Origin of the sequence: Mucilaginibacter sp. (assembly GCF_039925265.1) — a bacterium.
GTDB lineage: Bacteria > Bacteroidota > Bacteroidia > Sphingobacteriales > Sphingobacteriaceae > Mucilaginibacter.
Genome location: NZ_JBDSZG010000014.1, coordinates 181,123 through 197,592, shown reverse-complemented (window position 1 = coordinate 197,592; position 16,470 = coordinate 181,123). Strand labels below are relative to the sequence as shown.

General features: G+C 44.8%; 13 protein-coding genes. 10 read left to right on the top strand and 3 right to left on the bottom strand.

Annotated elements, in window-relative coordinates; all coding sequences use genetic code 11:
- The first annotated feature begins 59 nt into the window (after positions 1-59).
- The 7 genes from ABIX36_RS07165 to ABIX36_RS07135 all read left to right on the top strand — a co-directional run bounded on the left by ABIX36_RS07165 (position 60) and on the right by ABIX36_RS07135 (position 7,663).
- Positions 60-1,001, top strand: a complete 942-nt coding sequence (locus ABIX36_RS07165; RefSeq protein WP_348081479.1) for a PorP/SprF family type IX secretion system membrane protein — start codon at positions 60-62, stop codon at positions 999-1,001.
- Between the two features lie 592 nt (positions 1,002-1,593).
- Entirely contained in the window at positions 1,594-1,890 is a 297-nt protein-coding gene (locus ABIX36_RS07160) for a hypothetical protein (RefSeq protein ID WP_348081478.1), read from the top strand.
- A gap of 10 nt (positions 1,891-1,900) precedes the next feature.
- The gene (locus tag ABIX36_RS07155; RefSeq protein WP_348081477.1) at positions 1,901-4,459 is read left to right on the top strand and encodes a DUF5686 family protein; all 2,559 of its coding nucleotides are present in this window, start codon (positions 1,901-1,903) and stop codon (positions 4,457-4,459) included.
- A gap of 43 nt (positions 4,460-4,502) precedes the next feature.
- Entirely contained in the window at positions 4,503-4,979 is a 477-nt protein-coding gene (locus ABIX36_RS07150; protein ID WP_348081476.1) for a MarR family transcriptional regulator, read from the top strand.
- Positions 4,980-5,097: 118 nt separating this feature from the next.
- Complete coding sequence (locus ABIX36_RS07145) at positions 5,098-5,679, top strand: Crp/Fnr family transcriptional regulator (RefSeq protein ID WP_348081475.1); 582 nt, start codon at positions 5,098-5,100, stop codon at positions 5,677-5,679.
- A gap of 180 nt (positions 5,680-5,859) precedes the next feature.
- A complete protein-coding gene (locus ABIX36_RS07140; RefSeq protein WP_348081474.1) occupies positions 5,860-6,729 on the top strand; it encodes a pirin family protein in 870 nt (289 codons plus the stop codon).
- A 79-nt stretch (positions 6,730-6,808) separates the two neighbouring features.
- Positions 6,809-7,663, top strand: coding sequence for a pirin family protein (locus ABIX36_RS07135; RefSeq protein ID WP_348081473.1), 855 nt, complete (start codon positions 6,809-6,811; stop codon positions 7,661-7,663).
- On the opposite strand, the gene ABIX36_RS07130 is transcribed toward ABIX36_RS07135, so the two are convergent.
- The 3 genes from ABIX36_RS07130 to ABIX36_RS07120 all read right to left on the bottom strand — a co-directional run bounded on the left by ABIX36_RS07130 (position 7,627) and on the right by ABIX36_RS07120 (position 12,111).
- Positions 7,627-10,047 (bottom strand): GAF domain-containing protein, encoded by a 2,421-nt coding sequence (locus tag ABIX36_RS07130; RefSeq protein ID WP_348081472.1) that lies wholly within the window; start codon positions 10,045-10,047, stop codon positions 7,627-7,629. The genes ABIX36_RS07135 and ABIX36_RS07130 overlap by 37 nt on opposite strands.
- Positions 10,048-10,086: 39 nt before the next feature.
- On the bottom strand, positions 10,087-11,229 hold the full coding sequence (locus ABIX36_RS07125) for a putative sensor domain DACNV-containing protein (protein ID WP_348081471.1): 1,143 nt from the start codon (positions 11,227-11,229) through the stop codon (positions 10,087-10,089).
- Positions 11,230-11,415: 186 nt separating this feature from the next.
- On the bottom strand, positions 11,416-12,111 hold the full coding sequence (locus ABIX36_RS07120; RefSeq protein WP_348081470.1) for a phosphatase PAP2 family protein: 696 nt from the start codon (positions 12,109-12,111) through the stop codon (positions 11,416-11,418).
- A 136-nt stretch (positions 12,112-12,247) separates the two neighbouring features.
- Here ABIX36_RS07120 and ABIX36_RS07115 point away from each other — a divergent pair, with 136 nt between their 5' ends.
- Genes ABIX36_RS07115 through ABIX36_RS07105 form a run of 3 tightly spaced genes read left to right on the top strand, consistent with a single transcriptional unit; the run spans position 12,248 to position 16,457 of the window.
- A complete protein-coding gene (locus tag ABIX36_RS07115; RefSeq protein WP_348081469.1) occupies positions 12,248-13,498 on the top strand; it encodes a Pycsar system effector family protein in 1,251 nt (416 codons plus the stop codon).
- Between the two features lie 5 nt (positions 13,499-13,503).
- Positions 13,504-15,546 (top strand): polyphosphate kinase 1, encoded by a 2,043-nt coding sequence (gene ppk1 / locus ABIX36_RS07110; protein ID WP_348081468.1) that lies wholly within the window; start codon positions 13,504-13,506, stop codon positions 15,544-15,546.
- Between the two features lie 11 nt (positions 15,547-15,557).
- Positions 15,558-16,457: an SdiA-regulated domain-containing protein gene (locus ABIX36_RS07105; protein WP_348081467.1), complete on the top strand. Its 900-nt coding sequence runs from the start codon at positions 15,558-15,560 to the stop codon at positions 16,455-16,457.
- Positions 16,458-16,470 lie beyond the last annotated feature (13 nt).

The window sequence follows — 16,470 nt, the reverse complement described above, 5'->3', positions numbered from 1 at the left end:
AGAAAAGGCGTAGCGCTTATTAACGATTATATTTAGCGCATACAACAAGAGCTAACGCAATGCTAACTAAACAACTAATAACAACAGCCCGGGCTGTAGCAAACAGTGTAACATTATTAGGCATAACCCTGCTGCTTTTAACAAGCGGCAGGGCACTTGCCCAGCAAAATACTTTTAGCTACAATCAGTACGCAGATAACCTTACGCCCGTAAACCCGGCCTATTCATTACTGGATAAAGCGGGTAATGTAAACATTCTGGGCAGAAGGCAGTTTGTAGGGCTGGATGGCGCGCCAACCAGTTTACTGATGAGTGCCAGTTTTCCTTTAGAGTCGATAGGGGCCACTGCAGGGCTGTTTTTAGTGAACGATAAGTTTGCGGTGGAAAACCAAACAGAGGTTAACGCCTTCTTTGCCAAATCTATCCAGTTGGCCAGCTCATCATACCTGTCGGTATCTATTAACGCCGGGATCAGGAACTACGTGGCCAATTACTCCACCCTCGACCCAAATGACCCGGTGTTTAGCCAGGACGTTAGGGAAACAAAACCGAATATTGGCTTTGGTGTAATGTTCTACAGCGATAATTATTACATAGGCGTTTCGGTGCCGGAACTTAGCTTTCGCAACCTGGGTACAGCATCGGTACAGCAGGCCAATTACCTGCGCAGCCATTATTATTTCTGCGGTGGCGCATTAATAAAACTGAACGACGACGTGCAATTTAAGCCCGCTTCACTGGTATCGTACCTGCAGGGCTCGCCCGTAATAGCAGATTTCTCGGGCACTATCTATTTAAAAGAACAATTAGGCCTGGGAGTGAACTACCGCACCAACAAGCAAGTGGCCGGGATAATATCTGTAAACGCCAACAGCTTTAAAGTTGGCTATAGTTACCAGTTTGGCACATCATCATCAAATTTGGGTGGCTATAATAATGCCACTCACGAGGTAAGCATCAGCTATCGCTGGGGTAACGACTTGCAAAGAAAACTCTTGTAATATCTTCTAAATCAGGCTTTTACTCAATATAAGTGGACGCAATACCGAAACCCGGCCTATAAACATCGCCGTTTATTATATCATTTTGCCGGACTACCCGCATAGTAGTATTTCTATTCCCCTGATATCAAAGCCTTGTTCATAACCGAACGGGGCTTTTTTTATTGAGAGCTGTTTGGCTGCCCCAAACTAAATTTAGCGAAAGTCGTCCTCAATTATCGAAATATCGTTTGTTTAGTTTTGCTTCCATTGTATAAGTAATTGATTGTCAATTTATTGATGGGTTGGTATGCTATTGGTATAACTGGTTGCATATCAATAACAAAAGCAAACGTGTTACACTCAATGATCAAAACAACATCCTTCTGCGCCTCGCCACCACCGCACGGACATTCTCATCTTAGTGTCATAAACACACTTGGCTTGAAATGTTTGTCCAGCATGGTCGTCTGCAATCGTATGTGGGTAAATAAGCAGAATATCTACAATTTTCATTTTAGTGTCACAAACACACTAACTAACAAAAATATCGTAAACTAAGTTGACTAATATAGTCAACTTAGTTTACCTTTGTATCATCATCTATAAAGTCATGAAAACTGAAAGCCTATATAAAACAAATACTAATACAGCCGGTAACATACCGGTTGCTAATACCGCGTTCTTAAAAAGCTCTACCAGGTATGTTATCGAAGCATTGGGCGAAGGCCTTAAGCAAAGCCTTAACGGTCTGGACATTAATACCGAGTTTTTAACCCTTACCGCACGCAGCCTGGTACAAACATCAAGCAAAACGGTAAAACACGTGGTTGCAAAATACAGCGCCGCGGGCCGCCAGTTGGCTCAAAAACGCTTTCAATACAATAATACCACCCTATCGCATTCTTAATATCACAACAATGAAAAACCTACAACCGCTTTTTAAAAGCATCATAATTTTACTGCTCTCGTTAGGAGCTGTTAACCAGCTGCACGCCCAGAGCACAGTGGTACGCGGTACCATTACCGATGCTAAAACACACCAGGCAATGCCTTACGTTAGCGTAACCTTTGCCAATAGCACTATAGGCAGCGGTACCAATACCCAGGGCCGTTACAGCATTAGCACAACAGGCAAATACACCCAGATACAGGTAACCTTTGTGGGCTTTAAAACCGCTACCCGCACCATAGAGCCGGGTAAAGAGCAGGAAATAAACATAGCCCTTATTGAAGATAACCAGGCGCTAAGCGAGGTTGTTGTAAAATCGGGCAAGAAGAAAAAATATACCAATAAGGATAACCCTGCTGTGGAGCTGATCCGCAAGGTTATTGCCCATAAAGAGCAAAACCAGTTGGAGAACTACAACTTTGCCGAATACAAACAATACGAGCGCATGAGCTTTGCGCTGAGTAACCTGAGCGAAAAATTCAAAACTAAACGCATCTTTAAAAATTACCAGTTTTTATTCCGCGAGCAGGATTCTACTGCTATTGGCGGTAAAACATTGTTGCCGTTATACCAGGAAGAAAAATTATCTGATAACTATTACCGTAAGTCGCCATATGCGAAAAAGCAGGTGATATCTGCTAATAAGCAGGTGAAATACGATGAGAGCTTTGTTGACAACCAGGGGCTTACTTCATACTTTAACCGGATGTATCAGGATATCAACATCTATGATAACAACGTGTCCCTGTTGAGCAACCAGTTACTGAGCCCGATAGCCGATCACTCGCCCGATTTCTACAAATTCTTTATTACCGATACATTAAAAGATCAGCAGCCAAACCTGATAGAGCTGAGCTTTACGCCGCGCAATACCAATGGTTTACTGTTTGAAGGCAAGATCTACATTACCATGGATGGCAACTATGCCGTGCAAAACGCTCAGTTAAACGTAAACAAAAATATCAACCTTAACTTTGTAAGGCAGATGCAGGCTACGCTTGCTTTTGAGAAGAACAGCGATGGCAAATACCATTTAAGCCAAAGCGACCTTAAAATTGAGTTCGGTATAAACAAAAATAAAGGCGGTGGCGTATATGGCGAGCGTTTGGTATCGGTAAACAACTTCGTGGTAAATTCACCTCGTACCGATGATACCTACAAAGGCCCCGCTCAAGTTATCGCTTCCAACGCATCCGAAAAAGATGATACCTACTGGTTGATGAGCCGCCCCGATACACTGGATGCCGCTGCAGCCAGCATCTATAAAAACATTGACAGCCTGCAAACCATCCCATCGTTTAAAAAAACGATGGATATTGCTACGCTGGTGCTTGCCGGTTACAAAAACTACGGCACATTTGAAGTTGGCCCCGCCAACACATTTTACAGCTTTAACCCGGTAGAAGGTTTGCGTTTACGCTTTGGCGGCCGCAGCACCCCGTTGTTAAGCAAACGTTACTATTTTGAAACTTACGGCGCTTACGGTACTAAAGATAAAGAGTGGAAATACTTTTTAAGCAGTACCTATTCGCTCAACAATAAATCTATCTACTCGTTCCCGCAGAATTATATCCGCGCAAGCTTCCAGCACGATACAAAAGTACCGGGCCAGGAGTTGCAGTTTGTACAGGAAAGTAACTTCCTGCTATCCTTTAAACGTGGCGCGAATGATATGTGGCTGTACAACGATATTTTCCGCTTGGATTATGTGCACGAGTTTAGCAACCACTTATCGTACTCATTAGGTTTCAAAAAATGGAACCAAAACGCCGCAGGTGCCTTACAATTCCAAAACCTGCTGCCAAACGGCACGCTGAATGATGTAGGTACAATTCACACAGCAGAATTATCAGGCTCTTTACGCTGGGCACCGCATGAAAAATTTTATCAGGGTAAGCTTTACCGCACCCCAATACCTGACAAATACCCGGTATTTACCCTGAGCTACACACAGGGCATTAAAGGCCTGGCAGGTGGCGATTACAACTACCAAAACGTAACCGGTAACATCAGCAAGCGTTTTTATTTATCGCAGTTAGGCTTTACTGATGTCAGTACCGAAGGTGGCTACTTGTTTGGCCAGGTGCCGTTCCCGTTGTTGGATATACACCATGCTAACCAAACTTACGCGTTCCAGCTATACTCTTATAACCTGATGAACTTCCAGGAGTTTGTGAGCGACCATTACGCCAGCATCGCTATCGACCATAACTTCAATGGCTTTTTGTTTAATCGTGTGCCGTTGTTAAAGAAACTGAAACTGCGCGAGATCATCGATTTTAAAGCCCTTTGGGGTGGCGTACGCAGCGAGAACGACCCGATGAACCATGCTAATCTGTTACGTTTCCCTTCGGGAGCTAACGGCGGCACTTATGCGTTGGGCTCAACACCTTACATTGAAGGAAGCGTTGCGGTAGGTAATATATTTAAAGTACTGCGTATAGATTTTGTAAAACGCTTTACTTATTTAGATCATCCGGGTGCGCCTGAATACGGTGTACGCGCATTTGTTAAGTTCGATTTTTAACGTAAATTCGTAAACCAGGTAAGCCTTTAATCGTTATACTATCATGGCAGATTGCAATACAATTGAGGATTCGAAACGGATCACCTGTAAACTGGTGTACCTGCTTAAACGTTCTATAGACGACTGGAGCATGAAAAAGCTCTGCCGTATGAACCATTTAGATTTTAATAACGCGCACCTGCCGTTTTTTATGAGCATTGGCACTACGGGTATCACCAATAACGCACTGGCAGCAAAAATGAGCGTAAGCAAACAGGCCGCCAGTAAAATTGTAAAAGAACTGGAAGCCACCAATATGGTGCGCAGTGAAAAGAGCGCAGACGATGCACGCGCATCTATGCTTTACTTAACGCCCGATGGCGAAAAATTTTACCAGCACCTTAAAACGCAGGTAGAGAACCTGGAGAACGAATATAAAAAAGTAGTAGGCGTAAAAAATTACGAAGCCGCTATAGATGTGATGCTGAAGCTGGTAAAATTCCACGAGGAATACAATTGCACGGGAGAACCGGTGGTATAATTGAGTTTGAATACAAGGAGCGAATATATATATTTCGCAAAGGCCATAGGGATCATCCTTGTGGCCTTTGATTTTGATAGACAAAAATTAGTGTATTAATTTTATACTTGTAACAGCTATGGATTACGCGCCTATTTTAAACAATGTTGCCAAATACGTTACCCTTACCGAGGAGGAAGAAATTTACTTTACCTCCTTTTTGCACTATAAAAAAGTAAAGCGTAAACAATACTTGCTGGAAGCGGGTGATGTTAATACCAAAATAGCATTTGTTACCAACGGCTGCCTGCGCAGCTACGCGGTTGATAAAAATGGCGGCGAGCATGTTTTACAATTCGCGCCGCCCGGCTGGTGGATAGTGGATATGCGTAGCCTGCTTACCCACGAGCCGGCTCGCCTTAACATAGACGCCATTGAGGAAACCGAGCTATTCTACATCCTGAAACCCGATCTGGATGCACTGCAACTCAAATACCCAAAATTCGAGCGCTTTGGCCGAATGCTGGCCGAGAACGCCATGGCAACCTACCAGCACCGGCAGATAGATAATATGATCCTGAACGCTATGGAGCGCTACTCCAACTTTTGTACGCTTTATCCCTCGCTTATACTTTCCCTTCCTCAAAAACAGGTAGCATCCTATATCGGCGTTACGCCGGAGTTTTTAAGCAAGATGCTAAATACGGTAGTGATAAAATAGGGGGGAGATGAGTGATAAGTAATGAGTGGTGAGTTTTTGGTAAGCTCCTTAAACTACTCACAACTCATCACCCACTACTTACTCTCCCTTAATCTACATTAACAATTCCCCTTAACCTACCTTATTCGATGCCTTTGCTTTGTTGCCTACCTTTATATTATTAAACAGGAGCAAATTAAAATGAAAAAGTCGATTGAAAGAATAATTCCCCGCCCTGCGCGGCCAGGTATGGTTGGCGACGGTTTTAGGGTTTATAATATGATACCTGGCGCGGGGATCTCGCAGCAACGTATTAGTCCGTTTTTATTGCTTGATTTTAACGCCGAATTTGATTTTGGTCCGTCGGAGCATTTACGGGGCGTGGATGTGCATCCGCATAAGGGGTTTGAAACGGTTACCATTGCCTACAAAGGCAGCGTTGCCCATCATGATAGCGCAGGTAACAGCGGGATCATAAATCCCGGCGATGTACAATGGATGACAGCCGGTGCAGGCATCCTGCACAAAGAATACCACGAGCAGGAGTTTTCACGCAAAGGTGGGCTATTTGAAATGGTGCAGCTTTGGGTTAATTTGCCTAAAAAGGATAAATCGGCACAGCCGGGATATCAGGGTATCACTTCGGCACAAATGGGTAAAGTTCAACTACCTAATGATGCTGGTTTGGTAAACGTAATTGCCGGTACCTACAACAGTATAACAGGCCCGGCCAGTACCTTTACGCCGGTAAATTTGTTCGATATCAAATTAAAGCAAGGCGGCGCGGCAGATTTTACCGTTCCCGCAGGGCATAATACAGCCTTGTTGGTGATCAATGGCAACGTAACCGTGAATGACGAACAAGCTAATGAACACAGCTTTATATTGTTTAAAAACGATGGTGAGGAGATCAGCATAAAAGCTGATACCGAAAGTGTTATATTAGTGCTAAGCGGCGAACCCATTAACGAACCAATTGCCAGTTATGGCCCGTTTGTAATGAACACCCAGCAGGAAATTGCGGAGGCCATACAAGATTTTCAGTCGGGTAAGTATGGGGTGTTGAATTAAATAATATGGACACGAATTTCACGAATGGAGCGAATTTCACGAATTCGCCTTAATTCGTGTTATTTAAAGTATCAGTAACATGAAAAAGAAGATCCAGCATATCCTTTTAGGCCGCGAAAAGCAGATCACCAAGGAAGAGACCGTTAGGCAGCCGCTGCCGCATATGGATTTTAGGTTTGCCAATCCTTTTATTGTACTGCACCACATGCCAGCAAAAGAAATTGCGCGGGGGCAAACGTTGCGTATCCATCCGCACCCGCACCGCGGCTTTGCGCCGGTTACATTTATGCTGCAGGGCGAGGGTTACCATAAAGACAGCGCCGGGCACAACGAAATTGTAAAAGCCGGGGATGCCCAATGGATGTTTGCCGGCAAAGGCATCCTGCACAGCGAAGGGCCAGGCGAACGCCTTTTAAAAGATGGCGGCGTGCAGGAACTATTGCAGCTTTGGGTGAATGTGCCGAAGGCCAATAAATTTGATGAACCAACCTATCAATCGGCTACCAAAGAACAGCAGCCATTGGTTTTGGAGCAGGAAGGCGTAAACCTGCGGCTGGCGAGCGGTGAGTTTGATGGTAAAACCGGTCCCCTGAAAAGTATTACGCCAGTAATATCCGTAGTTGGCGAAATTGAAAAAGGAAAAACGGTTCAGTTTAACGCTACACCCAGTTACTGGACCTTGCTTTACATTGCCAAAGGCAGCGTTTGCATCAACCAGGAAACGGTAGCGCAATACAACCTCATTGTTTTTGAAAAAGAGAACGAAGAAATTATCCTGACTGCTGAGCAAGATACCCAAATACTATTTCTATCGGCCGAACCTATAGATGAGCCTGTTGCCGCGAAAGATAACTTTGTAATGAATACTGCCGAAGAAATAAACCAGGCCATGGCCGATTACTCTACCGGCGTATTTGGTTCGTTAGCTTTTTGATACTTCATCTCTTCGGGGTCTATTTCTTGCAATAGTTCGTTGTAAGTGTAGCATTTTTTTGAAGGTAGACTGCTATCGTAAAGGATTTTTACCCTGATGGCTTTGAGGCCCGAGATGCCTTGCAGGTCTTCCACATCCAGCATTTCTATTTCTTCTTCCAGCATCCCTTTCGACTGTAAAAAGCGGATGTAGGTTAAATACTCAATTTCCTCATCGTGGTTGGTGTAAACTATGGTTAACTTGCCAATGCCGGTAATGCGGTCGGTGGTGCCTTTTATGCAGGCTTTGTCGATACGTTTTTTTACGATCTCGAAGCGGGCGTTGTACGTACCATCCACATCAAAACGTTTCTCATCCATCCTGAACCTGATAGATAAAGGCGAACTAAAAGCCAGTATCAGCGAGGTAACTTCCAGCGGATAGGGCAGTATTTCCCTGTTGAAATGATGCTCCAGCTCCATCTCGCATAAAACCTGGATCTGCCACAGGCGCAGGTTGTACACGTATTCCATCTCGAACGGCTTATTTGGCGCAATTTTTTCACCTATGTACAGGTTGTGCTCCACGCCGTCGGTTTTAAAGCGCTCGTAATAATGGGGGTAGGCAGACTGGGCTTCTACCTGCCACCTATCCAGCATGGTTGCCATGCGTTCGTTAATAATGGCAACAGTAGTTTCGTATTTGCGGCGCTGTAAATGAAAATCGCCCATCTTTTCGGCATCTTCAAAGTATTTGGTAATGGCGGGGCAGTTGTCAATTTCTAAAACCAGTGCCTGTTTAAAAATAGGGTGCACCTGTTGCTCCAGGTACTGTTGCATCTGTTGCTCGGTATCTGCCTTCAGCGCCGAGTCAAGTTCTATTTCGTAAGATCTTAATCGCTGCGAAACCGCGTCGAGTGATTCGATACCCGACGAAACGCTTAATTTTTCTACCAAGGCTATTGCCGCGCAAAGCTGGTTCTTCAGATCGGTTTGCAGGCTGTTGTTGCGTGTTTCTGATGAACCTTTTATATCAACCTGCCCGTACAGCGGGTATACGTTGTTAAAGGTTACCTCTTTTAAATTGTATTGTTTATGCTGGCCTTTAAGTAGCAGATACTTATCTACTTCTTTCTTGAATTTCCAGTAAACACTTGGGTGGATGCTGGTGTATTCGTCCTGTATAATAGCCTGCACACGGTTTTGCATGTCAGTAAACTTGCGGTCAATAGTGTCGGTAATAAACGGCATAACCACGTCCAGTTGATTAGCGTTGATGCTGTTCAACTCACCTTTATGGCCCGAAACCAACTCAATGATCCCCAGCATTTTTCCGTTTTTGATAACCGGGGCTAAAATAAGACTGTTGATGCCCTGTTCCTTAAAGCGCTTAGCCATAATGCTGGTTGGGTTCTCAGCCACGTATTTTTTAACATCGGAGATCGCAAAATAGATCTTTTCGTTTACAACGGTGGCAAGCGAGTGCGTGCAAAGGGTATCAGAACAAAGCTCCGCCTCAATTTCTTCGGGCAATAAAAAACTTTTCAGCTGCTCGTTAAACGGGGCAAGCGAAAAAGTGTTCTCATCCGGGTCGAAAGCAAGGAAGCCCACGCGCAGATCGGGTATGCGGTATATCGAGCGGAAAACGTCTTCAATCTCTTCATGCACGTTAGCATTCCCCTCATCGCGGCCAAGCAGCGTGCCTTTTAAGGATGATACGGCGCTTTCCACCGTCGCGTCAAATAAGGACATGAGGCCAAATCCCCGCAGTTCCCAGCTGCCAACCGGGAATTTTTCTTTCCATAAGTCGATGTTGTTAAAATTATCCATCAGCAGGTCAATATCCTCCTGGGTTAATTTTACAGCCTTATCCGTAGGGGTGAGTTCTAAAAAATCGGCGTTATAAAGTATGCGGTAGTGTTTTAGTACACCATCGGCAGTTGGTATATCGTAGTAAAGCGGTTTAGAAAAATTAAGGTGCGTGCCATAAGCGTCATCCAGAATGATACAACAGGCCATCACATAAAATTGGTGCTCGTTATAATCCCTGAAAGCGATATTAAACTCTTCGCCGGCAGATGCTAAAATGCCCTGGAAACGTTTGGTTTGGTTAAAAAGAATATCCTGATAAGGGACGCTTACCGCCTTAATTTCGTTATTGGTTAATATTTCAGGGAAGAGCCCCTCCAGCAAATGGCTGATAACCTCCGTATTGTTTATGATCTGGTTTTTGTTGCTGATGCCGTTCCTTAGTTCGGGGAAGGGCTCAACCTCTTTTAGTACCGAGCGCGCATAATCCGCCTTCGGCCCTGCTTGGGTGGCCGCTATCTCCTCAAAATGCTCTATCAGTTTATGGAACGAGATATGGAGGGTGAAAGGACTTTCGGTTAATGCATTTAAATTCATATATGTTATAGTACGGTAGACGAAGCTACGATCAATTTGTTACAGTAATAGCACATCTATACGGTGTGCATGTACCATCTGCATCTCTACAGACCAGGCAAAAACAGTGAATTGCCCATCCTGCGATGCGACCAGTGCAATGGCGTCATTTTGGTCGTACACAAATTGTGCCGCGGCCAGGTGGCGGGTGCCTCCGTTCTGCGCGGGGTGCACTTTTGTCGCTTTTGCTTCCGCAAGTGGCTCAGTCAGGACAATTTGTCCAATTCGGGCGCTGTTTTCTGCACGGGTAAGCTTGGCGCCAAAAGCAAGCAGATCATATTTATTGGTGATGATGGTTGCACCATCAACAGCTGTAAAACCGCCAATGAGGTCTATGGCTTGTAAAAGGGCTTCCTGCCATTCCAGTTTATTTCGTTCGGTTTCGCTAAGGGCCAGCAGTTCGGGTATAGCGCTGTAGGCAGGCGTAACCGGGTATTTTATGGGATGCACAACCGATTCGCGGTATTTTTCGCTACCAACGGGCACTATAGCCACCAGTCCACCTTTGCCATGCACCCGCATAGAGGCCGCTAATTGCACCAATACGTTAAACGATTCGCCCATGAAAGAGGGCAGGGGCATATTCGCCAGCGATTTCAGCAGCACCGGGCAATCGGCAACACCCATGGTTACTTCGTCCAAAACCTTTATCTGGTCGCCCTGCAAAACGGCAATGTTTACAAATTTGCCAAAACCATCTACCCGGCGGTGTTTAATTACCAGCAGCCCCGGTTCTACAACCTCCAGCACAAAACAAATGGATGGGATGCTGTGCGTAGTGCCCCAGATGAACAGGTCGTCGCCCTCGGGCCATACGCCAAGGTGAATGCCCGGTTGCTCCACGGCAGGTGCCAGTTTTATTAAATTTTGCGGCGTAAGCCTTAATTTTTGCCCGAATATGAGCGGTTTTGCAGATTGCTCCGGGCTAAGCAGTGCCAATGATATTTTTGGCGAATGCCCTTCCTCGCGGCGCAGGCTTGCCCAAAAACCAATGTCTATTACGGCCTCTATAATAGTGCTATCAGGAGCGGTGGCCAAATTTACACCCTTAATGCCCTGGGCTTCCAGCAGGTGCTTTTTAAAGTGCGCCTCTATGACGGGTGCAACAATACGGGCCGGAAGGTAGGTAGGTTCTGATAACATTGGGGCTGATAGAATTATAAATACGAAAATAATAATTTTATGCCCTTTTAGAGGGATAAAATATTCTTTATGACTTAATTAGGAGGGAAGGATGTACGAATCAGAATTTACAAAATTAAAGGATTTTCAGAATAAGTTGCTCAAATTCTGTTAATTCTAAAATGGTGTAAATTATGATTCAGATAATTAAAACGCCGGCTTCAACAGTAAGGCTGTGCCGCTGCCCAGTACCGCGCCTCCCAAAACATCGGTTGGGTAATGCACGCCCAGGTACATACGGGAGTAACCGGTAGCGCCTGCCCATAAAAACGACGGAGCTATCACATACCATTTTGGATAAGCCCTTGATACAGCCATCGCCGTAGAAAAACTGGTTGAGGTATGCCCCGATGGGAACGAACTTTCGCCGGGGATATAAACCGGCACTATTTTTAAATTGCGGATGAACGGCCGCGGGCGCCCCACGAGTTTTTTAATAAGATAGGTTGCTACAAAGCTAATAGCGGTGCTGCTGGCAACGTACCCGGCGTTCTCACGCATGTTACGGTCTTTGGTGATAATGCCGCCGATCAACAGGCCGGCGGGCACGCCAATATTGCCATACATCAGGTTGCGGGATAGGAAACTCATGGTAGGGGTAGCCTCGGGTGTACGATGCAGGGCAAGGCTGATCATGGTGCGGTCGTCAAACCGTTGTACAAAGTTATCGGCCTTGGGTACCACAACAGCTACCTTTGGTTTGGGGGCGGGTAAAACGGCAACAGTATCCTTTGCTGGCACAACTACGGTTTGTGCAAATAATTTTGCACCGCCACCAAAAAAGGTAAATAGCTGTAATACAATCAATAGCTTAAATAAGCGCTCGCAAAAAAAATATTTCATTGGTGTGCAGCTATGTTTTAATATTTATATTTATGCCAAAACGGACATTGCTTTAAGCAAAGTACCTAATAAATTGTTTTTGTACCTAACGCAAATGCACACAATTTTATAAAAAGGTTGTTAACTCAACATCTATATGAACTACCAGAATCTGCTAAAGCAGGTTAACGAATATGTGTTAGCCTACTATAAAACCCATGCCGACCCGCGCCTTGTTTACCACGATAAACAGCATACCGAAAATATGGTTAACCGGGCAATAGAAATTGCCAACCATTACCAGGTGAACGACCGCGACTATTTTGTTGTAGTAGCTTCCGGCTGGTTCCACGATACCGGCTATATGATTGATATGGCCAACCATGAGGAAGAGAGCTCGAAACTTGCCGGCACCTACCTTAAAAACATAGGCGTTACAGAAGAAGACATAGCCGATATAAAAGGCTGTATTATGGCTACCCGGATGCCGCAATCGCCCTTAAGTTTATTGGAAAAGATCATTTGCGATGCCGACCTGTACCATTTAGGTACCGATGATTTTTTTGATACCGATAAATTGTTGCGCAAAGAAACGGAAACCCTTCATGATAAGGAGATAAAAAAATTGGATTGGTGGCGTAAAAGCATTGCTTTTTTATCCGCGCATCAGTACCATACCGATTATTGCCAGGTATTGCTCAACAGTACCAAGGAACAGAACATCCAGGAGCTTAAAAATAAAGTGGCAAAAGCCGATGATAAAGCAACGGCCCAAAAAGCTACCGAAGTTAAGCCGCAAGTAACGCCTATAACCCCAGCCCCCGTGAAAAAAGATAAACAAAAAGAAGATAAAGAAAAACAGGAGGAACCTAAAAAAGGTATCGAAACCATGTTTAGGATCAGTTCGGCCAATCACCAGCGGCTGAGCGATATGGCCGATAATAAGGCACATATCATGATCACCGTGAACTCCATTATCCTGTCGGCCATTATCAGTTTGGTGCTGCGCAGGTTAAGTGAGAATGAGTTCCTGATCATTCCAACCTTTATATTACTTACCATAAGTTTGCTGGCCATTACTTTTTCCATCCTCGCCACCAGGCCGTCTATCCCAAAAGGAGTGTTTACGCGGGAGGATGTAGATACCAAAAACGTAAACCTGCTGTTCTTCGGCAACTTTTATAAAATGTCGCTGGAGGAATACACCTACGGCATGGAAAAGATGATGGATGATAGGGAATTCCTGTACGGCAGTTTGATAAAGGATGTATACGCACAGGGCGTAGTGCTCGGTAAAAAATACCGCTTGCTGCGTATCGCTTATAACATCTTCATGTTCGGACTCATTACATCGGTACTGGCATTTATTGTTTTTTCGGCGTTTTTTGCAGATAAACCTATATTATAAGGTGTATGCTTCAATATTTCAACCGAGACCTTAGCTGGCTCACCTTTAACCAGCGTGTGCTGGAAGAGGCCGCTAACTCAGCCGCGCCTTTGATCGAGCGGATCAGGTTTTTGTCCATCTATTCGTCCAACCTGGATGAGTTTTACCGCGTGCGGATGCCGGTTTTGCGCGCGCTCCAAAAAATTGGTGAGAAAAAAAGCAGCGATGTTGACAGTGTAAAGCAATCTGACATCCTGCAGCAGGCGTCGGCCATGATCCTTGCGCAGCAGCAACACTTTGGCGAGATCCTGACTACGCAGCTTATCCCGCTTTTGCGGAAAGAGAAAGTAAACCTGCTTTACAACCAACCCTTGCCCCAGGCTTTGCACGAGGAGGTTAGCAGTTATTTCCTTTCGGAGGTGCTGGCGTTTTTACAACCACTTACTTTGGACGAAAAACACGGTTTCTTTCCGGAGAATAACAAACTGTATTTTTTGATTGAGCTAACGGAAGGCAAGGATGATAAACTGGTTCTTTTAAATATCCCTTCAGATAGCCTTCCCCGCTTTTTTTCGGCAAAGGCCGATGGGGAGCAGTATATCCTCTTTTTAGATGATGTGATCCGCTTTAACCTGGATAAGCTGTTTGGGAAAGCAGAGATCAAAAACTGTTACAGCTTTAAAATAACCCGCGACGCGGAGCTTGACCTGAAAGATGAATACTCGGGTGACCTCTCTGAGCAAATTGAGAAACAGCTCAACAAACGCGACCTCGGTTTCGCCACCCGCTTTTTATACCAGGCCGATATGCCGCTACGGATATTAGACAGTTTGAGCACCTACCTTAACCTCAACAACCCCACAGCGGTGGAAGGCGGCAGGTATCACAACCTGAAGGATTTCTTCGCGCTGCCAGTAGGTGGCGATAAGCTGGTTTATGAAAAGTGGTCCGCAGGTAAACTTGCCGATGTTTCTACAGAAGAACCGCTGGCTGCTGTAATCGCCAAAAAGGATTTGTTGGTGAGTACGCCCTACCAATCTTACGATACCATCCTTCGTTTTTTTAACGAGGCCGCCAATAACCCCGATGTTACCGAGATCAACGTAACCCTATACCGCGTAGCCAGCGATTCCAAAATAGTGAACGCACTGATCAGCGCAGCAAAAAACGGCAAAAAGGTACGGGTAGTGGTGGAGCTGAAAGCCCGCTTTGACGAAGCCAACAACATCAAATGGGCAAAAAAGATGAAAGCTGTCGGGGTGGATATTATTTACAGTGTAACTGCCCTTAAGGTACATGCCAAAATTGCCCTCGTAAAAACAAAAAAAGGGGATAGGATAGTCTACTCGGGCTTGTTGGCCACCGGCAATTTTAACGAAGGTACCGCTAAGTTTTATACCGACCATATCCTGCTGACCACCAACCATAAGCTGCTGCGCGAGGTGGAACTGTTGTTTATCTTTTTAGCAAAGCGCGAGAAACCCTCGCCGGAAAACCATATCAAGTTTAAGCACATCCTGGTGGCGCAGTTTAACCTGCAAACCCGCTTTATGGAATTGATAGACCGGGAGATAGCTTTTGCCAAACAGGGTCTGCCAGCCAGTATCATTATTAAAATGAACAACCTGGAGGAAAATGAGATGATCAAAAAACTTTACGAGGCGTCACAGGCGGGTGTAAAGGTCTCGCTCATCATCCGCAGCATTTGCTGTTTGATGCCCGGTGTAAAGGGCATGAGCGAAAATATTGCGGTACGGCGCATTGTGGATAGGTTTTTAGAGCATCCCCGCGTATTTATTTTCGGCAATAATGGCGACAAGGAAATATTTATGGGCTCGGCCGACTGGATGAACCGCAATATTTATCATCGGATAGAAGTATGTTTCCCGGTGTATGATAAAATGATACAGGAACAACTTTCAGAAATAATTCAGTTTCAGCTAAACGATAATGTGCAGGCCGTGTTAATAGATACCCATCTTAACAACATAAAGCCGGAATTGACAGGTAAGCCGGTACGTTCGCAGGAGGCTATTTACAGGCATTTGACTAAAAAGGATACTGTTTAACCCACATAACCATGAGAAAAATTACCATTTCGTTTTCGATATTATTAATAGGCATGATCGCAGTATCCTGCGGACAGGGAAAAAATAAAGGCAAGAAAAAAGACAAAAAGAAGAACGATACAGAAGAAGCAGCCGCGCAAAACCCGCCGGGTTACGATCTTAGTAACCCTGTTGAGTATAAAATGCCGCATGAATTGCTGGAAATATCAGGAATCGCCTTTAATAAAGGTGATGATAATGTAATTTATGCCGAACAAGACGAAGACGGCAATATCTACTACCTGCATCCGGGTGATAAACAAACAAAAAGTGCTAAATTTGCTAAACACGGCGACTACGAAGACATAGCCATTGGCAATGGCCAGGTGGTTATTCTGCGCAGCGATGGCGAATTTCATAGTTTCCCGTTAACAGAGGTAGCAGGCGGCCAGATAAAAAGCCAAAAAGTAAAAAACCTGATGCCCGCCGGCGAGTATGAGGGAATGCACTTTGATAACGATACCAAAAAGCTATACATTTTATGTAAGCAATGCGATATTGATAAATCTACCGATAATAACAGCGGGTATATTTTTGACCTGGGCAAAGATGGCACCGTCACCAAAACAGGTGATTTTACCCTCGATGTAAGAGATATTGATGCCAGTGGCGAGATGAAAAAATTCAAGTTCCGCCCATCGGCGCTGGCTAAAAATCCGCTTACGAAGCAATGGTTTATTTTATCATCAATAAACAAACTTTTGGTAGTAACCGACGATAAATGGAAGGTGCAGGGCAGCTACATGCTAAAGGGTTTTTTACAACCCGAAGGCATGGCATTTGACAGTAAGGGTAACCTGTATATCTCCAACGAAGGCGACGAAATAGCAAGCGGTAATATCCTGCTGTTTAAATATGCCAAACCCAAATAACGCCGATAACCGG